Here is a 22,429-nt window from a genome sequence, read left to right on the forward strand (position 1 = left end):
TTTTCAGCTCTGGCCCCGCAGTCGTCAGGTGGTCATCTCATCAATCTGTGTTTGTGTCTCGCGGGCCTGTTTCATCAGCCAGGTGACAAAGCATTGAACCTGTGGACGGCTCTCGGCACTGCTGCGCTGGTTCAGGCGGTAGGGGTGCGGAGCAGGGATGTGATGCGTTATGGCAAACGGCGTGACAACGCGTCCGCTATCAAGATCAGGTAGGGTCAGTGACAGGCCGCATATCAGGAAGCCCACATTCTGGCGCACAGCCTCTAGCGCGTGGCGCGCGTGTTTGTAATGCACACCGCGGTCAGGGCCGGACTCGCGATGCCCATATTGCGCAAACCATTCAGGCCATCCGGGACAGGATGGGTCGTCGCGCTGCAACTGAAGATGTAACAGCGGCATGCCTTCCATCTGCAGCACCGGGTCCCAATCGGCAATTCGTCGCGTGTTGTCCGGGCCGGTCACAGGCAGGAACACGTCACGAAAGAGAGGCGCACCATCACCGCCCCCATAAGTGATGCGCAAATCCGGTGTGCCCAGCCGGAGCGGGACATCGCCCGCGCCATTGATGCAAAACAGGATGTTTGGGTACTGGTCGCGAAACGCGGGCAGGCGCGGGGCGAGCCACAGTTCGCTCCAATCGGGGTCTGCGACGATGTGGATTTCGCTGACCCGCTGGAAATCGAGTGTTTCGGTCACCCGCTCAAGCGCTGAAAACGCATGGTGCAAATCGTCGAGCGCCTGTTCCAGTTGCGCGGTGGGACGTAACCCAGAGCGTGCGCGCAGCAGCAGATCAGAACCGAGATAGTCCTCCAGCGCCCGAATTCGCTGCCCGACAGCAGCAGGTGTGATGCCCAGCCGTCGGGCCGCTGCTTTGAGCGAGCCTTCTCGGATTGCCAATTCGAGCGCCTGAAGCGATTTGAGATGCGTGACAGGTGGCATTTGATAAAGATTATCTTTAGTTGAGAAATAATCAAGCTTCTCAGAGAAAGCTTAGCTTTAAGTCGCTAAAGAAAATTGAATTTGGGTGTTGGTGAAACTGCCGCCATGCTTCTGTCATCACGACACTGATGTTGAAGGAGACGAAAATGAAACGCTACATGATCGAACGCGACATACCGGGGATTGGCGAGTTTTCCGTGACCGAACTTTGCGGAGCCGCACGGGCCTCAAACCAAGCATTGGCAACGATCGGCCCCAATATTCAGTGGGTTCATTCCTATGTCGCCGGGGAAAAGACGTTTTGTGTATATCTTGCGAAGAGTGATGACGAGATTAGGAAACACGCGGATATCAGCGGTATTCCCGTCTCGAAAATTACCGAGGTTTCGCAAATCATCGATCCGTTGACCGCAAACAACTAATGCCGAATGCTAAGGTGCAATAGAAAACAGCGCGGTGTGACACGCACCGCGCTGTCGAATGAAACGGCGATTGGATCAGGTTCGCCGTCTGCCGTTCTAGTCGAATCTGCTCGAGGGCGCCAAAACCGTTGCCTCGCCAATCAGAACCTTCTTGCCGTTCACTGTGCAACGACAATCAAGCTGCACACGACGTTTGGCTGGGTCGATGCCGATCACTTCGACCTCGGCGCGGACCATATCGCCGGGACGCACGGGACCGAGAAACTTCAGGCTTTGGCCCATGTAGACAGTGCCGTGACCGGGCAGTTGTTCGCCGATCACTGCTGAAATCAGGCCGGCGGTCAGCATGCCATGTGCGATGCGACCCTCGAAAATCGTGTCACGGGCATAATCATCATCCAGATGAACCGGGTTCCGGTCGGTGGAAACCTGCGCGAACATTTCGATGTCTTCGTCCGTCACCACCTTTTGCAGATGGCGGACCATACCCATTTCGATTTCTTCGATGGTGATGGTTCCGCGGGGCAGATTGTCCAACATTGGGCCCTCCCTTGGTTCTGCTGGGTAATATTCGGACGTAGATATGCCGATGGTTGGAACTTTATTACTTCGCAGATGCAGAAAATCAAGGCCTAATTTGTCAGCGCAGATGCCCGATCGCATAGGTTGGGTTAGACATTTCTTTTTTTAAATAATGGCTTAGGGCGTCAGGGTCAGGCTGTTCGACGGTTCGTGTCTCTTTCGCGGCGAGCCCGCCCGAGATGAAGAGCGAATCGATATCTTCGCCCATCGCACCGCGGATATCAGTCAGCGCCCCGTCACCGATGGCAAGAATCGCCGTATTGCCAACGTCCTTGCCTAGCTCGGTCAGACGGCGACGGGCCAGATCGTAAATCGGCGGATGCGGCTTGCCAAAATACAGGCTCTCGCCGCCCATTTCGGTATAGAGGCGCGCCAATGCGCCCGCGCACCATTCGCGACGGTCGCCACGATCCACGACGATATCAGGGTTGGCGCAGAGCAGTTTCAGCCCCTTCTGCTTGGCGTAGAGAAAATCGGCGCGGTTTTCGGACGGGTCAGCCATCGGATCGAACGGGCCGCAGCAAACAATACCCTCGGCCTCGGTCAGCGGAACGCGGGTGATCGGGGCAGGATCACCCACGATACCGATGGGCTCAAAGAACCCTGCATCACGGGCCCATTCTCCCATGAAGTAAACCGATGAACCCACGACGCCCCGGAACATGGCGGTGCGCGCGGAATCGCCAGAGGTGGCGATGGTGTCATAGGCGTCCTCTGGCACGCCAAATTGCACCAGTTGTTCTGCAACCCCGGCCCGCGGTTTAGGAGAGTTGGTGACCAGCACCACCTTGCCACCCTTGGCTCGATAGGTTTGCATTGCCGCGACAGCATCCGGAAAGGCGGTGACGCCGTTGTGCAAACATCCCCAGAGATCGACGAAGAGCGCCTCGTAGCGGTCTGAAATCTCTGAGAGCGATTGGATGATCTGGGTCATTGGGGTCCCCCGGACATGTCTGTTTCGCACCCAGATATGGCAGGCGACGTGCGGCCTGACCAGAGCGGATCAGCGAAGTTCGCAGTGTATTACCACCGGGGCCGGTATTCGCGGTCGCGGGCCGGGCGAATGCCCGACCCACCGATGCTACAACTTCAGATTGGGGATGATCTGTTTCTTGCGGCTCATGATGCCGGGCAGAACCACGGCGTCGCCGGACACGTCAGCAGCAAAAGATTTCTCGGCGATGGCTTTTACCATGTCGTTGGGGACCAGCAGCGTCGCTTCTTCGTTAAGGATATCCACGATGAAGAGCAGGACCTGATCGACGCCGTCCTCACGTGCGACATCGCCCATGGATGCCATAAGGCTGTCCTTGCGATCCAGTATGGCGGCTGGTGCAGTCGTTTCCAGTACCGAAACCCGGAATTTGGTGCCATCCAGATCAAACTCCTTGCTGTCCATCCGCAGTAATTCGGCGTCGGAGAACGCCGAAACGTCGGATTTCGCTGCAAACATCTGGGCGGCGTAGTCGCCGATGTTGATCCCCAGATCGTTGGCCAGTTGCTCAGCCACATGGCGGTCGTGGTCGGTGGTGGTCGGGCTGCGGAATTCCAGCGTGTCGCTGAGGATGCAGGTCAGTGCGGTGCCTTTAGCCCAATCGGGCATCTTCGCCGCGTCATCGCCCATCAGGTCAACCATGATTGTTGCAGTGCAGGCCAGCGGGCGCACTGTCATGTCGATCGGGCCTTTGGTCTCCAATCCGCCGACAATGCGGTGATGGTCGATAATTGCCCGCACGTCTGCGTCGTTGATCGATGCGGGCAACTCGGCCGGGTTGTTGGTGTCCACCACGACGCAAATCTGTCCTGCCTCCACGTCCTCGATGATCCGTGGTTTGGGCAGTTCCCAATGTTTCAGCAGGAAAGCAGCCTCGGTGTTTGGTTCGCCCAGCAGAACGGCCTCGGCATCCCCGCCTTTGATTTCGTTCAGATACCACGCCCACAGGATCGCCGATCCTGTGCTGTCGGTGTCAGGAGATTTATGGCCAAAAACGAGCGTTGTCATATTACGGTATCCTCAAGGGCAGAAGTCATGTTTGCGCGCGTTATAAAAGCCGCTGCCGGGCTTGTCACGCGCGCAGAGTGCGGCCAAATTGCCCGCTATGTCCAAACCCGCCGAAACTGATCTGTATGCCCCGGTCAAAGCGTTTCTTGAGGCGCAGGGATATCACGTGAAGGGCGAGGTCGGGGCCGCGGATGTGCTGGCGCGGCGCGCGGATGATCCCCCCTGATCGTCGAGCTGAAGACCGGGTTTTCGCTGGTGTTGCTACAACAGGCGGTTGCGCGGCAATCGGTCACCGACACGGTTTATGTTGCTGTGCCACGTTGGTCAGGCAAATCGGGCTGGCGCGCGTTCAAAGGTAACATTGGCTTGTGCAAACGGCTGGGCATCGGGGTGATGTCGGTCCGCCTGAAAGATGGTGTCGTTCAGGTCCATTGTGAACCGGCACCGTTCCGGCCGCGCAAGTCCGCCCCCCGCCGAGCGGCCCTGCTAAAGGAATTTGATACGCGCGAAGGCGATCCTACCGAGGGCGGCACCAATGGAACGATCATGACGGCCTACCGGCAAGATGCGCTGCGATGTGCCGCGCATCTGGCGCAGGCAGGCATTGCGAAGGGGGCAGACGTGGCAAAGGCAACGGGCGTATCCCGCGCAACGCGCATCATGGCGGACAATCATCATGGCTGGTTCTGCCGCGCCGCGCGCGGGCTTTACGCGCTTAGTGACACTGGCGCTGCCGTGCTAGAACCCGAGATGAAAGATTGATGCTTCTTCTTGCTGAAAATATCCTGGGGGACGTTGAATTTTTTCAAAATTCTACGGGGGGCAACGCCCCCGATGACAGCCCAAAGCAGAACACCAACGGCGCTATTGTTGAAACGGCAGCCGGGAGATGACAAAACCGCGCTGTGCCAAAAGGTTCAGCACACCAAAGTCGCCGGGCAGGTGGGCGGCACCGGCGGCGACCAGAACATCTCCCTGCACTGCGTTGCTTGCCAGCAAGTCAGCCCAGGCAAGGTTTCGGTCGGTCAGCAGAACCTGTTCGGACAAGGCAAAGCTCGCTTCAGCCTCGGGGCCGCCGCCCTCTAACGAAACCAGGCGGGAATATTCCCAGATCAGCGCGATTTGCTGTGCCAGATACCGCTCGCGCAGGGTGTAGGCCACATCGTCGGGATCGACATTCCAGTGCAAAAACAGTCGGATCGCGTCCAGTTGGTCCTCCAGCGGGAATCCATCGAGCAGGGTCAGGACCGTCGCGGCATCTTCGAGCGATCTGGTCTCGTGTCCCAACTGCATCGCATGTTCGCCGATCAGCGAATCGATCCCCGCTGCCTCAAGCGCGCCCGAGCGGGCCTCGCAAGGACCAATACCCAGCATCATCGACGCCCAGATCGGCTTGAACTTTGCTGCAAGAAAGGATGGGAAGCCGCGTCGTGATAGCTCATCCGACAGTGTCTGCCAGTCCTCGTCGCCCAGCAGATCGGGCAGCGTTGGACCCTCGGTGATGAACATCAAGGACGGATCCGAGGCCATCTGTCGTCCCAGCCGCTTTTCATCGGCTTTCGACATTTCCAGATAGACGAGGTCGGCAGCCTTGATCATGGGTTCGAGGGCGGCCAGATGGGTTTGTGTCTGGGCATGTTCAAAATGATAGGTGCCAAAGAGCGTGATGCGGGTATCGCCTCGGGTTGCGCGCCATAAAAGACCTTCGGCATAGGGGGTGGCTTCTGCGGCCTGCTCCAGAGCAGCCCGCTGGCCATCGGATAGGGCATCGATCAGATCAGAACCCTTGCAGCGCGCTGCGGCCGGGAGGGGTAGCAACAGGAGGCAGGACAAGAGACAACAGGAAAGTTTCAAGACAGATAGCCCCGCATTTGGCGTGTGAACGACCCTCAAAATGTCGTGGTTCGCGCGCAGGATCAAGCGGGTTCGGTCAGGTTCCGGGGGCAGGCGGTGTTGCGTAGCTGCGCAGCCAACTGGTCATTTGCCAGCGGATGAGGAAATCGCGGGTTGTGCGCCGGTATTCAACCCCGGCTCGGCTCGCGGCTGCGGCGATGCGGGTCTCGTAGGGACCTATGCGCCCGTCACGATCTATCATCAGGATCACAGGTGTCTTGCCCGTCAAATCAGCGGCAAAGAGTGCCTGTTGGAGGCTGTCGAGGGAACTGCGCGAGTCAAGTCCGACCTCAATCACCTCTGTCGGTGTCTCGCAGTCGACGCGGATCATGTGCAGGTCATATCCAGCAGAATATCCATGCGGTACCTCAGTCTCTCCGCCCGCGATCAGCAGGCAATAGATGGCAGCCAGCGCCACTTCGTTCATTGCATCCTCCGTATGCCTGAATCACGAACCCCACAGCAATGCGCCATGCCGCAGCCTGTCGCGAGGGCGTTTGTTAATAAAGGTTAACGAAAAGTTAACGAAACGGAAGGATGTTTCGTCCGAGATGGCTGGGAAGTGCAAATTTTCACCAACGGGTTGTTGACTCGGGTCGAGGCACTCCTTAGCTAAGCGTCGTTAGCACTCACACAAGACGAGTGCTAACGGCCCCACCAAACTATCTGGGGAGGGGCCAGTTGGAAGTAACTTTGAGCCAAGGAGCCTCAGAGATGGCATTTAAACCGCTACATGACCGCGTGCTTGTCCGCCGCGTTGAAGGCGAAGAAAAAACCAAAGGCGGGCTGATCATTCCCGACAGCGCCAAAGAAAAGCCCAGTGAAGGCGAAATCGTCGCTTGCGGCGACGGCGCGCGCAAGGACAGCGGCGAACTGATCGAGATGGCTGTTGCCGCTGGCGATCGCGTCCTGTTCGGCAAGTGGTCCGGCACAGAAATCACCATCGACGGTGAAGAGCTGCTGATCATGAAAGAGAGCGACATTCTGGGCAAAATGGCCTGAGGCCACGTCCTGACGTTCTGAATGGTGGGTCTGACCCATCCTACGAAACACAAATTCAAAGGAAATCGAGATATGGCTGCTAAAGACGTCAAATTCGATACCGATGCCCGCAACAAAATGCTGCGCGGCGTGAACATCCTGGCCGACGCGGTCAAGGTTACGCTGGGCCCCAAAGGCCGCAACGTGGTTCTGGACAAGTCGTTCGGCGCACCGCGCATCACCAAAGACGGTGTGTCGGTTGCCAAAGAGATCGAGCTGGAAGACAAGTTCGAGAACATGGGCGCGCAGATGGTCAAAGAAGTGGCCAGCCGCACCAATGACGAAGCCGGCGACGGCACCACGACCGCGACGGTTCTGGCTCAGGCCATCGTCAAGGAAGGCATGAAATCGGTTGCAGCGGGCATGAACCCGATGGACCTGAAGCGCGGTATTGATCTGGCGACGGCGAAAGTTGTCGAAGCGATCAAAGCTGCAGCACGTCCCGTTTCGGACAGCGCCGAAGTTGCCCAAGTTGGCACCATCTCGGCAAATGGCGAAGCAGAAATCGGTCAGCAAATCGCGGACGCGATGCAGAAAGTCGGCAACGAGGGTGTCATCACCGTCGAAGAAAACAAAGGTCTGGAAACAGAGACCGATGTTGTCGAAGGCATGCAGTTCGACCGTGGCTACCTGAGCCCCTATTTCGTGACCAACCCGGACAAGATGGTTGCAGACCTCGAAGACTGCATCATCCTGCTGCACGAGAAAAAGCTCTCGTCGCTGCAGCCAATGGTTCCGCTGCTGGAGCAAGTTATCCAGTCGCAAAAACCTTTGCTGATCATTGCTGAAGACGTCGAGGGCGAAGCACTGGCCACTCTAGTCGTCAACAAGCTGCGCGGCGGCCTGAAAATCGCTGCTGTCAAAGCGCCTGGTTTCGGCGATCGCCGCAAAGCCATGCTGCAGGACATCGCAATTCTGACCGGCGGTCAGGTCATCAGCGAAGATCTGGGCATGAAGCTGGAGTCCGTCACGATGGACATGCTGGGTTCGGCTAAGAAAATCACCATCACCAAAGACGAAACAACCATCGTTGACGGTGCGGGCGAAAAAGCCGAGATCGAAGCGCGCGTCGCACAGATCCGCAACCAGATCGAAGAAACCACCAGCGACTATGACCGTGAGAAGCTGCAAGAACGCGTTGCCAAACTGGCAGGTGGTGTTGCTGTTATCCGCGTTGGCGGCATGACCGAAACCGAAGTCAAAGAGCGTAAAGACCGTGTCGATGACGCGCTGAACGCGACCCGCGCTGCCGTTCAAGAAGGTATCGTGGTCGGCGGCGGTGTTGCCCTCGTGCAAGCGGGCAAAACGCTCGAAGGCATGACCGGTGACAACAACGATCAGACTGTTGGTATTGGCATCGTCCGCAAGGCGCTGGAAGCGCCGCTGCGCCAGATCGCTGAAAACGCAGGTGTCGACGGTTCCGTTGTCGCAGGCAAAATTCGCGAAAGCAGTGACGCCAAGTTCGGCTTCAACGCGCAAACCGAAGAATATGGCGACATGTTCAAATTCGGTGTGATTGACCCTGCCAAAGTGGTGCGTCACGCGCTGCAGGATGCGGCCTCGATCGGTGGTCTTCTGATCACGACCGAAGCAATGGTTGCCGACAAGCCTGCCAAAGAAGGTGCCGGCGGTGCCGGTGGCGGCATGCCCGACATGGGCGGCATGGGCGGCATGATGTAAGCACGTCGTATTCGCATCAGCGAATTCGACGGGGCGGCAGGTGTAAGGTAGTGATTCCGAACACCGAGGTCCGCAGACGCCAAAAACTTAAGGGGTCGCCTTCGGGCGGCCCCTTTTTCGTATCCGATGGGTCGTCTCAGAAGAGCTTTTGTGCTTTGGGCGGGAATATTTCCCGGTCAGAAGATGTCCCGTCGCTTTCTAAGGAATTGCCTGCGTGTTAGGCCATGAGTGAATCCTGTTCTGAGGCACGTCATCATGTTGCAGACCCCTGAATTCAGCCGAGAGATGCGGCGTGGTGAAGAAGACGCGGTGGCAGAACTGCTGACTCTGGCGTTTGACGGCGATGCAGAGGCGCGGCTTGTGGCTGCATTGCGTAAATCAGGGGCGATGGCGGGCGAGGTCGTCTTGCCATACCAGGGCGGTATCGTTGGCTACTACGCGTTATCGCAGATGCGTGAGCCTACAGGCTGGCTGTGTCTCGCTCCGGTAGCGATCCATCCTGACTGGCAGGGACGCGGACATGGGCGGCGTATGATCGGGATGCTGACCGAGTGGGCGCGGCTGAGCAAGACGAGTGTTGTCGTGCTGGGTCAGGTGCCGTTCTATGAATGCGCGGGGTTTAGCGCGGCGCGCGCGCGCGAGCTTGTTTCGCCGTATCCGGTTGAACATACTTTGTTGGCTGGCGCAGGTGAGGACATCCCACATGGGAATTTGATCTATCCGCTCGCATTTGAAAAACTCTGATGCGCCTCGTTCTTCTCACCACGTTGACGATGGTTGCCTTCGCCGCAAACTCTGTCCTGAATCGAATGGCGTTGGCAGGTGGTCATATTGATGCGGTGAGCTTTGCCATGATCCGCCTGGCGGGCGGCGCGGTCGCGCTGGCGTTGCTGGTTCTGCTCACGCGGGGGCGGCTGCGGTTCGGTGGGGTCGGGCGAATGCTGGGTGTCGTGTCACTTTTGATTTATCTCTTTGGGTTTTCAACGGCCTACACTGATCTGGATGCAGGTCTTGGGGCACTCGTCCTCTTTGGTGTGGTACAAATCACCATGTTCGTTGGGGGGCTGGCCGCCGGGGAATCCACGCCGCCACGGCGTTGGGTCGGGGCGGCGCTGGCGTTTGGCGGGCTGATCTGGCTGCTATGGCCGGGGAACAGCGCGGAAATCAGCCTGACCCACGCCGCACAAATGGCGTTGGCCGGGGTCGGCTGGGGCCTATATTCGCTGGCTGGTCGAAAAAGCGGCGACGCGTTGATGGGTACGGCCGCGAATTTTGTACTGGCTGCGCCAATCGGGTTGGCGATCGGACTGATGCTACCGGGCATGGTGGACGTATCGGCGGTGTGTAATTGGGGTGTCGCTCTGGCGATCATGTGCGGTGCAGTCACATCGGGTCTGGGCTACGCGCTATGGTACACAGTGTTGCCGCAACTGGCGTCATCCACTGCCGCCGTGGCGCAGCTGACAGTTCCGGTGATTGCGATGGCGGGAGGGGCGGTCCTGTTGGGCGAGATGCTGACGGGGCAGTTTGTTATTGCGGCCTTGCTGGTACTGGGGGGCGTGATGGTCTCGGTATCGGGCGGGCGGCGGTAACCAGCGGACCGCGTGCCGGCACCGACGCGCGATCTACCGCACAATGCGTTCGAGTGGATCGTAGTGATACCTGTCCGAGAACGCGATTTGTGGCAAGCTGTCCGGTTTCAAGCGAATATTCTGCAACTCTGCCTGACTGAACCAGCGCCGCGTGTTCACCACCCCCTCGGGATCGATCCAGTCTGGGCTAAGCTGCCCCGCGATGGCATTACACCGGAAAAAGAGATCAACCTGATGAAACCCGCGATCGGGGTCGTGAAATTCATTGACCATACACGGATGCCCAACGCTGATGCGCAGCCCGGTTTCCTCATACACTTCGCGCGTCAGGTTATCGGGCAGCGAGGCGTGGGGATCCGCACCGCCGCCGGGCGCGCACCACAGGTCGCTCTGCCCGCCGGGGTACGCATTGACCAGCAACAGCCTAGCGTTTTCGACGATCACCGCACGCACAGCGAGGCGAATGGACATGATGGATCACTTTCATTGGACTTTCAGCCGCGTGCATTTGCGCATATCTGGAGGGGTATGAAAATGCTCGGCTTCCTTTTTGCGCTGCTCTGGCCTGCCTCGGCACTGGCCGATTGCGCGATTTTGCTGCATGGGCTGGCGCGCACAGACGCTTCTTTTCTGGTGATGCAGGAGGCGCTGGAGCGCGAAGGTTACCGCGTGGTCAGCCCCAGCTACCCGTCGACCGAGGCGCGCATCGCAGTGTTGGCAAACCAGACCCTGCCGCGGGCGGTCGCGACCTGTGGCGACGCGCCAATACATTTTGTCACCCATTCGATGGGCGGTATCCTGCTACGGGTGTGGTTGCGGGATCATCGCCCGGAGCGGTTGGGTAGGGTGGTGATGCTGGGCCCGCCCAATCATGGCTCGGAAGTGGTGGATGAACTGGGCGGTCTGGAGCTGTTTGAATGGCTCAATGGCCCGGCTGGTATGCAGCTGGAGACCGGGCAGGACACGTTCACCGAAAGCCTGCCGCCCGTGGATTTCCCGCTGGGAGTGATCGCGGGAACACGGTCGCTGAACCCGTATTTCTCGCTTTTGATCGAGGGGCCGGATGATGGCAAGGTATCGGTTGCCTCGACACGGGTGGCCGGTATGGCGGATCATATCCAGCTCCCGGTGACGCATACCTTTATGATGAACAATCCGATGGTGATCGCACAGGTTTCTGAATTTCTGACCCATGGCGCGTTCGATCACGATCTGGATATCACCGACCTCTTTTGGCGAGGTGTCCAATGACCGGACTGCATGTGCGTCTGACCGGCGCCGACGTGTTGACGCCGGACGGATTGCAGAAGGTGCCGCTGATACTGGATGCAGGACGCATTGCGGATGGCGATGGGGCCGCGCGCGAGGTCGACTTGAGCGGCTACATTGTCCTACCGGGAATTGTTGACGTACACGGGGATGGGTTCGAGCGGCATCTGGCACCCCGACGCGGTGCGATGAAGGATATTGATCAGGGGCTGGTGACAGCCGAGGCAGAGCTGGCAGCGAACGGGATCACGACGGCTGTATTGGCGCAGTTCTATAGCTGGGAAGGTGGGATGCGCGGTCCCGAATTCGCAGAACGCGTGATGACAGGAGTGGCACAGGTCCGCGGTAACGTCGTCACGGACCTGCACACGCAACTGCGGTTCGAGACACCGATGCTGGACGACTATGGTGCTGCTCTGGAATTTATTGATCGGCACAGCGTCGCATACTGTGTCTTTAATGATCATCTACCCCATGTCGCGTTGGAAAAGGGTAAGCAACCCAAAGGGTTGATTGGAAAGTCGCTGCGCATCGGGCGCAACCCCGAGGTGCATCTGGCGATGATGCAGGAAATGCATGCGCGCCGTGCCGAAGTCCCTGCGGCAGTGGACGGATTGAGTGCGGCGTTGGCAGCACGTGGGGTTCGGATGGGCAGCCATGACGATCGCAGTGCCGAGGCCCGCGCGGAGTGGCGTGCAAGGGGCGCGACGCTGGCGGAGTTTCCCGAAACGCTGGAAGCGGCAGAGGCGGCGCGCGCCGGTGGCGATGCCGTGATCATGGGCGCGCCCAACGTAGTGCGTGGCGGCTCTCATAACGGCAACGTGAGTGCGGCGGATATGGTGATGATGGGGCTCGTTGACGCACTGGCTTCTGATTATCACTACCCGTCACTGCGCCGCGCGGCGTTTTTCCTGCTGGATGCCGGTGTTTGTGATCTGGCGACAGCATGGGGATTGATCTCGGCTGGGCCTGCGCGAATTTTGGGGCTGTCGGATCGGGGTGCTCTGGTGCCCGGTATGCGGGCCGATCTGTTAGTGTTGGAGATGCGCACGCGCCGGGTCGCGGCGACGCTGGCTGGTGGACGGATCAGTTATCTTCAGGGGGATGTCGCGCAGCGGTTCTTAGGCGGGTGACGCGCGCGCATCGACAGAAATCCGGCGGCGCAGATCATGCCGATGCCCACCGTCGTCATCATGTCGGGAATATCGGCGAAAAACACGATCCCCCAGAGCACCGCGAAACCCAGATAGGTGAAATCAAACACGCCGACCACTGCGGCTGGCCCATTCTGATAGGCGATTGCGGCACCGATGCTGCCAATCAGGATCGCGCCTCCCAAGGCGACCATCAGTTGCCATTCCTCCCGGCCCATCGGCGTCCACGGCCGGGTAAGAAAACCGTCTGCCGCCGGGGCGGTCCATTGCAGCCAGAGCAGGGCCGCGCCACCAGTAAGGATAAAGCCGATGTTGAGACTGAACGCCAAAGCAAATGCGTGATCGTTCCGACAGCGCGCGCGGGTCAGGACCATGGCCAGCGCATACAGGATCGCCGCCAAGAGCGGTAGCAGACTGGCGGGACCGAAGGCATCGAACCCCGGACGCAAGATCACGAGAACACCGACGAAACCGATCAGCACAGCCAGCCAGCCCCACGCACCGATCCGCTCGCCTAGAAACAGCCCAGCGAACAGGGTGATCCATATCGGAGAGGTATAATAGACTGCGGCGGCGACAGGCAGATCAAGATGTGGCAGGCTGGCATAATAGGCAATCCAGTTCGCCGTCAGCAGAGCCGAACGCAACGCGGCCCAGCCCGGCGTGTCCGGTACGACTGCACGTCGGCCCCATAGTACCAGTCCAACGGCCAGCAACACTGCCAGCAACAAGACGGAGCGTAACACGAATATCTGCCACAGGCCGAATCCTGCGCTGCTGGCCTTGATGGCGGCGTCGCCCAACGACAGGGCCAGCACAGAGATTACAATCGTGAAAATGGCCAAAGGCAGACGGTCGGGGGTCATTGTGGCTTTTGGTGATAGGTCAGGGCATGCGCGATCAGATGCGACAGCCGCTCGGGCTCTATCTGCTCAAGCGTGTCAAAAAGAACCGCACGATTTCCGTCAAGCCGGTCCCAGCCGGGAAATGCCTGCGCATAGGCGGTGATTACAGTGCTCTGGCAATGGGCAAAGAGAGCAAAGCACGCATCACGGTGCGGTCCAAGACGCAATGTCGTTCCACCTGTCCGGGGGCGGTAGGCCGGTTGACCCCATTTCAGCGTCTCATTGATGGTAACGTTTTGCGGCAGGTTTGCCGCCACGTCATAGATGAGTGCGCGCAGATGCGAAACGCCTGCGCGCACCTCCGGCGCATAGGCGTCGATGACACATGCAACGTCGGGTGGAACAGCATCAGTCATGCGGGCCCGGCACGGTGCTGGTCAACTGACGAACACGTGCCATCGTCGGATCGTAAGGCCGATCGAATCCGGGCGGATTGGCATTGCCTGCAAATGTGCTGCGCCTGCGCCTGCGCATGGGAACGTTTCCTATCTAAGCAGGAAAAACATAACACATCATTGGTGACAATTCTTGTCAGGACGTGCGACGATACTCGGGCCATGACCCGCACCCACCGCTTGTTCCAATTGATGCAAACACTCCGGACGGTGCCGCCGCCCGCGACGGCGGCTGCGCTGGCGGATGCGTTGGGTGTGACGCCGCGCACGGTCTACCGCGATATCGACACCCTGCGAGGGTTAGGTGCTGTGATCGACGGTGCAGCGGGGTTTGGCTATACGCTGATCGAGGATGCAGCATTGCCGCCGCTCAGCTTCGATGCAGAAGAACTGGAGGCGCTGGTTCTGGGCTTACGCGAAGTGCAGCAGGTCGGTGACCCCGCACTGGCCGAAGCAGCCGGGGCGGCATTGAGCAAGATGCGCGCGCGTCTGCCGCCGGGACAGGCGCACAGGTTACAACACGCCGTTCTGAGTGCGCACCGCTACGCGCCAATGCCGGAACCGGGCATTGATGTGCGCGTATTACGTCAGGCCGCTTGGGACGAACGAACCGTACGATTTGACTATTGCGATGTGGAGGGCCGTGCCACCACGCGCAATGTTGACCCGTTGTCGATTGTGTACATGCAGGCGTCGCACTGCCTGTTGGCATGGTGTCACCTGCGTCGCGCTTTCCGCGCCTTTCGGCTGGATCGGATGGATGGGCTGGAGGTGCTGGAAACCTCATTCAGACCGCGCCGCGTGCCGCTGCTGCGCGAATGTCTGGCCGAGATGGGATCGTGCCCGCCATCGGCACCATCCCGCACGGCATCCGTTTGATGCTTCCGATTCGGGCGATCTGCGGGTACACTTCATATTGAGGCAGATAAAAAGGGCGAGGGTATGCGTACAGGATTTCTGTGGGCTGTGACCGTTGGTTTGGCGGTTTTTCAAGGCTCCGCAACATATGCGACTGAGGTTGAAACATCCCTCAGGCCACAACTTAGGCCAGAGGGATTGGGCGAAATCGTCGCGCGTCAGGCCGTGTCTGAAACGGTTCTGGCTTCTGCTGTGCGGCCAGTGCTGCGTCCGGCGAACCTGAAAGAGACACCGATCGTTCAGGTTTCGACGTCGAACCGCGGGTTTGATCAGTGGATCAAGGGATTCCGGGGGCGGGCAGGTGCGGCTGGCATCCAGTCGGGCGTCTTTGATCGTGCGTTCCACGGTATTCAGTATGACGCCAGTGTGGTCAAACTGGACCGTAATCAGTCCGAGTTTACCAAGCAGATTTGGGAATACCTCGACAGTGCCGTGTCACCGACGCGGATCACTAACGGCAAGCGAGAGCTGCGCCGCCAGCGCAAGACGTTGGATCGGATCGAGGCACATTTCGGCGTCGATAAGGAGATCGTAACCGCAATCTGGGGCATGGAGAGTGCTTATGGTGCGCGACGTGGCGACCGCCCATTGATCCAATCATTGGCCACGCTGGCTTATGACGGCAGACGCGGGCGGTTTTTCGAGGGTCAGTTGATCGCGGCGCTGAAGATTATTCAGGCGGGCGACGTGGCCCCGCGCAAGATGACCGGGTCATGGGCCGGTGCCATGGGGCACACGCAGTTTATTCCGACGTCCTATCTGGCCTATGCAGTGGATTTCACGGGCGATGGCAAGCGTGACATCTGGTCCGACGACCCGACCGATGCACTGGCATCGACGGCGGCTTATCTCGCGCGTTTTGGCTGGAAGAAGAACCAACCGTGGGGCGTAGAGGTCAAACTGCCCGGTGGTTTTGACCCCGCGCGCGCGCGCCGGTCGCTGAAACAGGCACCGTCGGCATGGGCGGCGGAGGGCATCCGCGATATGCGGGGTAAGCCGGTTCCGAATTATGGCGCGGCGTCGATTCTGCTGCCCGCAGGAACGCAAGGCGCGGCCTTTATGATCTTTCACAACTTTGGCGTGATTGAGAAGTATAACAAGGCTGACGCCTATGTGATCGGTGTCGGTCATCTGGCTGACCGACTAAAGGGCGGACCTGCGATACAGGCCAGTTGGCCACGCCAGTACCAATCTACGACGATCAAACAGAAAAAAGAGATCCAGCGGCAGCTAAAGCGCAAGGGCTATAACGTGCAGGCGATTGACGGCAAGATCGGCCCCAAGACTATTGGCGCGATCCGCAAGTTTCAGAAGTCGCGTGGCCTGCCGCCTGATGGCTACCCGTCGCGGCAATTGCTGAAAGAACTGCGCGGCAGTTAGTGGACCGTGCCCCGCGGGCGCATCACTCCATGCCGGGAACGCATGCGCCACCAGCAAAGCACTGGCGCACGGTTTCCAGTGTTGCGCCCGTCGGTTCCGAAAAGGCATCACCACCACAAGGGCCGATGGTCAGGCTGTACCCGTCGTCCCCTGACTGCAGAAACCCAAGATACTGTTCGCCAGATACGGCACTGGCGCACCATGGTCCGGCGCATTGAATTTTCAGTGTGATATGCTGGTCGAAGGGTGTCTCGAATCCCTCAATGCTCAGTGAATGGCCGGTCAGACGAGCGGACAGCAGTGTTTCGGGCGGTGTGGTTTCCTGATGTTCCCAGTCAGTAGATGGCAGACGCTCTTCGTCAAAGACGAGCGTGCCGACAACGCCGATATAGATCTCTGGCGCGGCGTGAATCCGTTGGAACGTGGCGGCCGGATCATGCGGTGTGCAGGACAAGGCTGACGCTTCAATCGGGATCAGTGCGGTGATGAGGGCGAATACTGCTGCCGAACTGCGCATCATAACTTGTCCCCGAATTCTGCCAGCACTTGCCGATACACGTCGCGTTTGAATGGTACGATGTTGCCCTCCAGATCAGCGGCGGGCAACCAACGCCATTCAGAGAATTCAGGATGTGCGGTGGCGATGTTGATCTGCTCGTCGTTCCCGGCAAAGCGCAGCAGGAACCATTTTTGCTCCTGCCCGCGATAACGCCCTTTCCAGATACGCGGCACCAGATCATGAGGCAGTTCATACCGCACCCAGCTGGTGGTTTCAGCCTCGACATGTACCAGATCGGGAGTGACGCCGATTTCCTCGCCCAATTCACGCAGCGCCGCTTCGCGCGGGCTCTCGCCGGGATCAATTCCGCCCTGCGGCATCTGCCAGGCGGGTGCATCATTGTCGATCCGCTGACCGACAAAGACTTCGCCTGCGGAATTGGCCAGCATGACACCGACGCAGGGACGATAGGGCAGCACGGCGATCTGATCTGGGGTCATTGGTGTTTCCTTGCGGTTATGGGACCGGATGCAATTGGAATACTCGGTAGCACTTGTGCGATCCAGCCAAATGAAAAACCGCCCCGCTATTGAGCGGGGCGGTGTCAATTCCTCACCAACAAAGGTTCAGGTCGGCTGAAATCCTACTTCGCCCCGTTCAGCGTGCTCAAACCCTTGAGGATGTCGATGGCATAGGCCAGCTGATAGTCTTCTTCGCGCAGCTTGGCGACTTCTTCGGCGCGGGCGCGGTCCTCTTCGATCTGGCGGATTTCATCCTCTGTCAGGCTGTCATTGTCGAGGCTGCCGCGCAGTCCTGCCTCGGTCCGGGCAAAGCCTGTGGCCTCCTCTTCGCCTTCGTCGGCGCCGTCACGATCGCGGCGCGGCTGCTTGACCAGAATATCGGGCGATACACCCAAGGCCTGAATCGAGCGACCCGACGGGGTATAGTAGCGCGATGTGGTCAGACGCATCGCACCATCGCCGCGCAGTGGCATCACCGTCTGAACCGATCCTTTGCCAAAGCTCTTGGTGCCGACAATGATAGCGCGCCGGTGATCCTGCAATGCGCCTGCGACGATCTCGGACGCAGAGGCAGAGCCTCCGTTGATCAGCACGACAATCGGTTTGCCCATAGCCAGATCGCCGGGCGTTGCATTGAATCGGTCGCCATCAGCGGGGTTGCGCCCACGGGTCGAGACGATCTCGCCCTTATCGAGAAACGCGTCGGAAACCTTGATTGCCTGTGTCAGCAGACCACCCGGATTGTTGCGCAGGTCAAGCACGATACCGTTAACCTTATCCTGCCCGCCGGCCTCTTCGATTTGCTTCTTCAGGCCTTCTTCGAGATTGGGATAGGTCTGATCGTTGAATGTGGTCACACGCAAAACGACGGTTTGCTGTTCAGTCCGGGCGCGAACTGCAGTTAGTTTGATCGTGTCGCGGATGATCGACAGATCGAATGCATCGGCTTCGCCTTCGCGCACAACGGTAATCACGATTTCGCTGCCGACCGGCCCCCGCATCAGGTCAACCGCTTCATCCAAAGTCAGGCCGAGGACGCTTTCGCCGTCGACATGGGTGATGAAATCACCGGCCTCGACACCTGCGCTATCTGCGGGTGTGCCGTCGATGGGCGAGACGACTTTGACGAATCCTTCTTCCTGCGTGACCTCGATCCCGAGACCTCCGAATTCGCCACGGGTCTGCTCTTGCATCGCCTGAGCGTCGTCTGGGCTAAGGTAGCTGGAATGCGGGTCAAGCGAAGTGAGCATGCCGTTGATTGCCGCCTCGATCAGTTCCGCTTCGTCTACTTCTTCGACATATTGCGCGCGGATGCGTTCGAAAATATCGCCAAACAAGTCCAGTTGTTCGTACACGCTGGTATTGCGCGTGGCCTCTTGCGCCAAAAGCGGGGCTGCAACCTGTGTCGTAACGACCACCCCGGCCAGCGTTCCGGCGGCGGCGGCCATCAGAAATTTCTTCATTGCTCAATCATCCTTGTCTGTCCTGAACCACAGCGCGGGATCTACCGGTGTGTTGTCTTGTCTAACCTCTATATAGAGGGTTTCTGTCCAATCGGAACCGGCGTCTTGTAGCCGGGCGGGCACAATCCCGTCATCACCCGGATCCAGTCCGCCCATCAACCCCACCGGGCTGTTCATGGGCAGAACCTGGCCGATTTCCCCATAAACCACGTCCATGCCCGCCAATACCAGCAGAATGCCGGATTGCGGTTCCAGAATGGCAACGGTGCCATAATCCAGCAATGGACCGCGATAGCGCAGTGTTGCAGCAGCGGGCGTCGTCACCAATGCGCGCGGCGGCGCGGCAACCAATATGCCGGGGCGGGTGATCCCTGCGGCGTCGGCCTCGCCTGCATCGCGCAAAATGCGACCCTGAACAGGCAATGGCAGCGTGCCCTTGCGATCCTCGATCCCCGGCAAAGGGACAGCCTGATCGTCAGTTGTGATCTGACTGAGGCCGCTGGCGAACCCTGTTAACGACTCGGTCGATGCGATGAGCAGCGCGGTTTTTACCGGGTCCTCGGTAAAGCGGCGGGGCAGGTCGGTGCGATCTGCAATGGCTTGGCTGAGTGCTGTACGCGCGGATTGCGCACCATTCAGGCCGTCCTGAAGCCGACCCGCCGCGCTTTGCTGTAACGCGCGCAGCACCGCCAGGTCGTCGAGCTTAGCGCGCAGCGCGCGGGCTTGTTCGTTAAGGGTTGGCGTGACATCGGCGAGGATCATGCCAGATCGCGCAGTCCCGACCGGTCCGGTGGGGTGCAGAAGAGTGATTGGCGTCGGTGTCTGGCCCATCGATTGCAGCACCCCTAGGAGCTGGGCAATCTCACCTTCGCTCGCGGCCAACTCTTGCTCCAGCGTCTGTTGGCGAATCGCCGCGCGGCGCAGTCCCTCTCTCATTGCGCGCAAACCGGCCTCGTAGGCCTGAACGGTTTGGGTGAGGGCCTTGACCCGGTCGCGCGCCTCGTGTGCTTCGTCAAGCGCGAGGGTTGCGGCCTCGAGCAGTTCTGCGGCAGCTTCGGCATCTGCGGTGGGGTTTGTTTGCGCGTGGGCGATCATCGGCGCGACACTTAACCCCAGGCTGAGAAACAAAGTGCATAGGTGCGAGCCGTATTGCTTCATGCCAACAGGCTCTTGCCGGTCATCTGTGGCGGTTGTTCGAGGTCCATCAATGCCAGCAGTGTCGGCGCGAGATCGGCCAGACGGCCTTTTTGCAGCCCGGTGCCTTCGGGGCCGCCCACCAGAATGACCGGGACTGGATTGGTGGTATGGGCGGTATGCGGCTTGCCCGATACGGGATCGATCATCATCTCGCAGTTTCCATGATCGGCTGTCACGATCATCGCGCCGCCGGACGCCTTTAACGCGGTCAAGGCACGGCCCAAACCGCTGTCGACAGCTTCGCAGGCGGCGATGGCCGCAGTCAAATCGCCGGTATGTCCGACCATGTCAGGATTCGCGTAATTCACCACGATCAGATCGTAGCGTTTTTCTATCGCGCCAACCAGTTGGTCCGTGACCTCGGCTGCTGACATCTCGGGTTGCAGATCATACGTGGCGACGCGTGGTGACGCAGCCATATAGCGATCTTCACCCGGTTCCGGCGCTTCCTTGCCGCCGTTGAGGAAGAAAGTGACATGCGGATATTTTTCGGTTTCGGCCAGATGAAACTGGGTGCGCCCGTGCTGTGCGACCCACGCGCCGAGTGTGTTCACGGGTTGCTCGTCGGGAAAAATGCAGTCCATGTATTCCGCGTGGCGACGGGAATATTCGGTAAAGCCGCTGACGATCGCAAACGCAGGCCGTTTTCCGGTATCGAAATGATCAAATGTCGGATCAGCGAACGCGGCAAGGATTTCACGCGCGCGGTCTGCGCGGAAATTGAGGCACAAGATGCCGTCGCCATCCTGCATACCGCTATAGCTGCCCAGCACGCGAGGCTTGATAAATTCGTCGGTGCGCCCCTTGCCGTAAGCATGCTCAATCGCCTCGCCTGCCGTCTCGGCGGTATAGCCGCGCCCCTGTGCCAGCGCCTGATAGGCCAGTTCGACCCGCTCCCATCGGTTGTCGCGGTCCATGGCGTAATAGCGACCGGACACGGTGGCGATAAACGCACCGGCAGGCAGGGCGCTGCGCAACTCCTCGAGATAGGATTTGGCGGAAACCTGTGCGACATCGCGCCCATCGGTAAATGCATGGATGGCCACCCGCAGGCCATGTTGTGTCAGCGCCTTGGCGGCGGCGATCATATGGTCCAAATGGCTGTGAACGCCGCCATCTGACAAAACGCCGAGAAGATGCGCCGTGCCACCGGTCTGGCGCAGTTTGTTTGCGAAACGCTGAATGCCTGGGAGATTGGCGAATGTACCTGTCTCAATGGCGCGATCGATCCGGCGCAAGTCCATCTCGACGACGCGGCCGGCACCGATATTCATATGGCCAACCTCAGAGTTGCCCATTTGACCCTGAGGCAGGCCCACATCGGGGCCATGAGTGATCAGCGTCGCATTGGGGCAGGTGGCCATCAAGGCGTCAAAATGCGGAGTCTTGGCCAGCACGGGGGCATTGGCGGTGGTGTCATCAGAGAGGCCCCAGCCATCCAAAATGCATAGAACCACCGGTTTGGGTGTGCTCATCAATCTCTCCTGCCTACAGCCTTATGCGTCTGTCTCAACTCAGGATGAGCGGACAACGCCTTGCTTGTGGCCTTGTTATCCAATGTGGCCGGGAGGGGGAATGTTGTTTGCGATAACGGTGGGCGGGAAATCGCTGCGCGCCGGGGATTCAGGTATTTATAGAAAGATGAGAGGTTTGGGACGGGCGCATTCAGCTACGGTGATAGGGAGTGCCTGCGAGGATTGTTGCCGCGCGGTAAAGTTGTTCGGCCAGCATCACGCGAGCCAACATATGGGGCCAGACCATCTGCCCCAACGATACGGACATCTGTGCCGTTTCGCGCAAAGTCGGGTCAATTCCATCCGCGCCGCCAATGACAAAGGCGAGGTCAGAGGCTCCGTCATCGCGCCATTCGGCAAGATGTCGGGCGAAACGCGGAGAGCTGAGCAACGTACCGCGTTCATCCAGCATTACGCGAATAGCGCCCTGCGGCAGAGCGCGTTCCAACAGGGCCGCTTCAGCGGGCATGCCGCCACCTTTGCGGTCCTCGACTTCATGTTCTGAGAGTGGACCGAGCGACAATGCGCGCCCGGTTCGCCCGAAGCGGGTAATGTAGTCATCAAGGAGCGCACGTTCGGGCCCTCGGCGCATCCGTCCGACAGCACAGATATGAACGCGCATTCAGCTGGGTTGGGAGGTGAACGCCTGTTGTCCGGCGGGCAACCACATCTTTTCCAGCTGGTAGAACTCTCGTACCTCGGGGCGGAAAACATGCACAACCACGTCTCCGGTGTCGATCAGCACCCAGTCGCCTGTTTCCTTGCCCTCGATGCGTGATGGGCGGTTCAGCTCTGTCTTGAGCTTGTCCATCAGTTTTTGGGCGATGGCCGAAACCTGGCGTGACGACCGGCCAGAGCAGATCACCATGTAGTCGCCAATAGCCGATTTGCCGCGCAGATCAATCTGCACGATATCTTCGGCCTTGTCTTCGGTCAGTGAGGATAGGATGCGCGCAAGCTGTTCATCGCTTGAAGCACTCGGTCCGCGGTGCGCATTTTGCGCCCCATGGTCAGCGGCCTGTGCCGCGTCAGTCGTTAAAGACAGGACAGTGTCCTCCTCTTC

26 protein-coding genes and 1 pseudogene are annotated in these 22,429 nt (G+C 59.4%); 10 read left to right on the forward strand and 17 right to left on the reverse strand.

The annotated features are described in order from the left end of the window. Window positions 1-24: 24 nt before the first annotated feature. On the reverse strand, window positions 25-939 hold the full coding sequence (locus N7U68_RS16215; RefSeq protein WP_263047480.1) for a LysR family transcriptional regulator: 915 nt from the start codon (window positions 937-939) through the stop codon (window positions 25-27). 146 nt (window positions 940-1,085) lie between these two features. Between N7U68_RS16215 and N7U68_RS16220 the strand changes: the two genes are divergently transcribed. After that, window positions 1,086-1,361: a DUF4242 domain-containing protein gene (locus N7U68_RS16220; RefSeq protein WP_263047481.1), complete on the forward strand. Its 276-nt coding sequence runs from the start codon at window positions 1,086-1,088 to the stop codon at window positions 1,359-1,361. 96 nt (window positions 1,362-1,457) lie between these two features. Here N7U68_RS16220 and N7U68_RS16225 read toward each other — a convergent pair whose 3' ends face one another. The 3 genes from N7U68_RS16225 to N7U68_RS16235 form a co-directional block, all read right to left on the reverse strand. Beyond that, entirely contained in the window at window positions 1,458-1,901 is a 444-nt protein-coding gene (locus N7U68_RS16225) for a MaoC family dehydratase (protein WP_165193885.1), read from the reverse strand. A gap of 100 nt (window positions 1,902-2,001) precedes the next feature. Further along, on the reverse strand, window positions 2,002-2,877 hold the full coding sequence (locus tag N7U68_RS16230; RefSeq protein ID WP_263047482.1) for a TIGR01459 family HAD-type hydrolase: 876 nt from the start codon (window positions 2,875-2,877) through the stop codon (window positions 2,002-2,004). Window positions 2,878-3,024: 147 nt separating this feature from the next. Further along, on the reverse strand, window positions 3,025-3,945 hold the full coding sequence (locus tag N7U68_RS16235) for a manganese-dependent inorganic pyrophosphatase (RefSeq protein WP_263047483.1): 921 nt from the start codon (window positions 3,943-3,945) through the stop codon (window positions 3,025-3,027). Between the two features lie 97 nt (window positions 3,946-4,042). On the opposite strand from N7U68_RS16235, the pseudogene N7U68_RS16240 reads away from it, so the two are divergent. Beyond that, window positions 4,043-4,707: pseudogene (locus N7U68_RS16240) on the forward strand (DUF2161 domain-containing phosphodiesterase). A gap of 102 nt (window positions 4,708-4,809) precedes the next feature. Here N7U68_RS16240 and N7U68_RS16245 read toward each other — a convergent pair. Further along, the gene (locus tag N7U68_RS16245; RefSeq protein WP_263047484.1) at window positions 4,810-5,799 is read right to left on the reverse strand and encodes a TraB/GumN family protein; all 990 of its coding nucleotides are present in this window, start codon (window positions 5,797-5,799) and stop codon (window positions 4,810-4,812) included. A 76-nt stretch (window positions 5,800-5,875) separates the two neighbouring features. Next, window positions 5,876-6,265 carry a hypothetical protein gene (locus tag N7U68_RS16250; protein ID WP_165193877.1) on the reverse strand — a complete coding sequence of 130 codons (390 nt, stop codon included), beginning with the start codon at window positions 6,263-6,265 and terminating at the stop codon, window positions 5,876-5,878. 287 nt (window positions 6,266-6,552) lie between these two features. Between N7U68_RS16250 and N7U68_RS16255 the strand changes: the two genes are divergently transcribed. From N7U68_RS16255 to N7U68_RS16270, 4 genes are all read left to right on the forward strand, one after another. Beyond that, window positions 6,553-6,840, forward strand: a complete 288-nt coding sequence (locus tag N7U68_RS16255; protein ID WP_165193875.1) for a co-chaperone GroES — start codon at window positions 6,553-6,555, stop codon at window positions 6,838-6,840. Between the two features lie 72 nt (window positions 6,841-6,912). Beyond that, window positions 6,913-8,559, forward strand: coding sequence for a chaperonin GroEL (gene groL / locus N7U68_RS16260; protein WP_165193873.1), 1,647 nt, complete (start codon window positions 6,913-6,915; stop codon window positions 8,557-8,559). 255 nt (window positions 8,560-8,814) lie between these two features. Continuing rightward, on the forward strand, window positions 8,815-9,303 hold the full coding sequence (locus N7U68_RS16265; RefSeq protein WP_263047485.1) for a GNAT family N-acetyltransferase: 489 nt from the start codon (window positions 8,815-8,817) through the stop codon (window positions 9,301-9,303). Continuing rightward, window positions 9,303-10,151 (forward strand): DMT family transporter, encoded by an 849-nt coding sequence (locus N7U68_RS16270; RefSeq protein ID WP_263047486.1) that lies wholly within the window; start codon window positions 9,303-9,305, stop codon window positions 10,149-10,151. The genes N7U68_RS16265 and N7U68_RS16270 overlap by 1 nt, the downstream gene beginning before the upstream one ends. A 33-nt stretch (window positions 10,152-10,184) precedes the next feature. Here N7U68_RS16270 and N7U68_RS16275 read toward each other — a convergent pair whose 3' ends face one another. Then, window positions 10,185-10,622: an NUDIX domain-containing protein gene (locus N7U68_RS16275; RefSeq protein ID WP_165193870.1), complete on the reverse strand. Its 438-nt coding sequence runs from the start codon at window positions 10,620-10,622 to the stop codon at window positions 10,185-10,187. Window positions 10,623-10,679: 57 nt separating this feature from the next. Between N7U68_RS16275 and N7U68_RS16280 the strand changes: the two genes are divergently transcribed. Then, a complete protein-coding gene (locus N7U68_RS16280) occupies window positions 10,680-11,402 on the forward strand; it encodes an esterase/lipase family protein (protein ID WP_165193868.1) in 723 nt (240 codons plus the stop codon). Continuing rightward, window positions 11,399-12,553, forward strand: a complete 1,155-nt coding sequence (locus N7U68_RS16285; protein ID WP_263047487.1) for an alpha-D-ribose 1-methylphosphonate 5-triphosphate diphosphatase — start codon at window positions 11,399-11,401, stop codon at window positions 12,551-12,553. Before N7U68_RS16280 ends, N7U68_RS16285 begins: the two co-directional genes overlap by 4 nt. Here the strand turns inward: N7U68_RS16285 and N7U68_RS16290 are convergent. The 3 genes from N7U68_RS16290 to N7U68_RS16300 are packed head-to-tail and all read right to left on the reverse strand — an operon-like array spanning window position 12,517 to window position 13,953. Further along, window positions 12,517-13,440, reverse strand: coding sequence for a DMT family transporter (locus tag N7U68_RS16290; protein ID WP_263047488.1), 924 nt, complete (start codon window positions 13,438-13,440; stop codon window positions 12,517-12,519). The genes N7U68_RS16285 and N7U68_RS16290 overlap by 37 nt on opposite strands. After that, window positions 13,437-13,835 carry a DUF1801 domain-containing protein gene (locus tag N7U68_RS16295; protein ID WP_263047489.1) on the reverse strand — a complete coding sequence of 133 codons (399 nt, stop codon included), beginning with the start codon at window positions 13,833-13,835 and terminating at the stop codon, window positions 13,437-13,439. The genes N7U68_RS16290 and N7U68_RS16295 overlap by 4 nt, the downstream gene beginning before the upstream one ends. After that, window positions 13,828-13,953, reverse strand: a complete 126-nt coding sequence (locus tag N7U68_RS16300; RefSeq protein WP_263047490.1) for a hypothetical protein — start codon at window positions 13,951-13,953, stop codon at window positions 13,828-13,830. Before N7U68_RS16300 ends, N7U68_RS16295 begins: the two co-directional genes overlap by 8 nt. Window positions 13,954-14,036: 83 nt before the next feature. Here N7U68_RS16300 and N7U68_RS16305 point away from each other — a divergent pair, with 83 nt between their 5' ends. Together N7U68_RS16305 and N7U68_RS16310 are read left to right on the forward strand one after the other, a co-directional pair. Then, window positions 14,037-14,753, forward strand: a complete 717-nt coding sequence (locus N7U68_RS16305) for a helix-turn-helix transcriptional regulator (RefSeq protein WP_165193861.1) — start codon at window positions 14,037-14,039, stop codon at window positions 14,751-14,753. 63 nt (window positions 14,754-14,816) lie between these two features. Next, window positions 14,817-16,172 (forward strand): lytic murein transglycosylase, encoded by a 1,356-nt coding sequence (locus N7U68_RS16310; protein ID WP_263047491.1) that lies wholly within the window; start codon window positions 14,817-14,819, stop codon window positions 16,170-16,172. A gap of 22 nt (window positions 16,173-16,194) precedes the next feature. Here the strand turns inward: N7U68_RS16310 and N7U68_RS16315 are convergent, their stop codons facing one another. The 7 genes from N7U68_RS16315 to rsfS all read right to left on the reverse strand — a co-directional run bounded on the left by N7U68_RS16315 (window position 16,195) and on the right by rsfS (window position 22,315). Beyond that, a complete protein-coding gene (locus tag N7U68_RS16315; RefSeq protein ID WP_263047492.1) occupies window positions 16,195-16,692 on the reverse strand; it encodes a hypothetical protein in 498 nt (165 codons plus the stop codon). Next, entirely contained in the window at window positions 16,689-17,171 is a 483-nt protein-coding gene (locus N7U68_RS16320; RefSeq protein WP_263047493.1) for an RNA pyrophosphohydrolase, read from the reverse strand. Before N7U68_RS16320 ends, N7U68_RS16315 begins: the two co-directional genes overlap by 4 nt. 143 nt (window positions 17,172-17,314) lie before the next feature. Next, a complete protein-coding gene (locus tag N7U68_RS16325; protein ID WP_165193853.1) occupies window positions 17,315-18,655 on the reverse strand; it encodes a S41 family peptidase in 1,341 nt (446 codons plus the stop codon). Between the two features lie 3 nt (window positions 18,656-18,658). Then, window positions 18,659-19,813, reverse strand: coding sequence for a murein hydrolase activator EnvC family protein (locus N7U68_RS16330; RefSeq protein WP_165193851.1), 1,155 nt, complete (start codon window positions 19,811-19,813; stop codon window positions 18,659-18,661). Beyond that, window positions 19,810-21,327: a 2,3-bisphosphoglycerate-independent phosphoglycerate mutase gene (gene gpmI, locus N7U68_RS16335; RefSeq protein ID WP_263047494.1), complete on the reverse strand. Its 1,518-nt coding sequence runs from the start codon at window positions 21,325-21,327 to the stop codon at window positions 19,810-19,812. The genes N7U68_RS16330 and gpmI overlap by 4 nt, the downstream gene beginning before the upstream one ends. A gap of 190 nt (window positions 21,328-21,517) precedes the next feature. Next, window positions 21,518-21,988 carry a 23S rRNA (pseudouridine(1915)-N(3))-methyltransferase RlmH gene (gene rlmH / locus N7U68_RS16340; protein ID WP_263047495.1) on the reverse strand — a complete coding sequence of 157 codons (471 nt, stop codon included), beginning with the start codon at window positions 21,986-21,988 and terminating at the stop codon, window positions 21,518-21,520. Continuing rightward, complete coding sequence (rsfS, locus tag N7U68_RS16345) at window positions 21,989-22,315, reverse strand: ribosome silencing factor (RefSeq protein WP_241188250.1); 327 nt, start codon at window positions 22,313-22,315, stop codon at window positions 21,989-21,991. It lies immediately after the preceding gene. Window positions 22,316-22,429: the final 114 nt, after the last annotated feature.

Source organism: Roseovarius pelagicus (assembly GCF_025639885.1).
Classification (GTDB): domain Bacteria; phylum Pseudomonadota; class Alphaproteobacteria; order Rhodobacterales; family Rhodobacteraceae; genus Roseovarius; species Roseovarius pelagicus.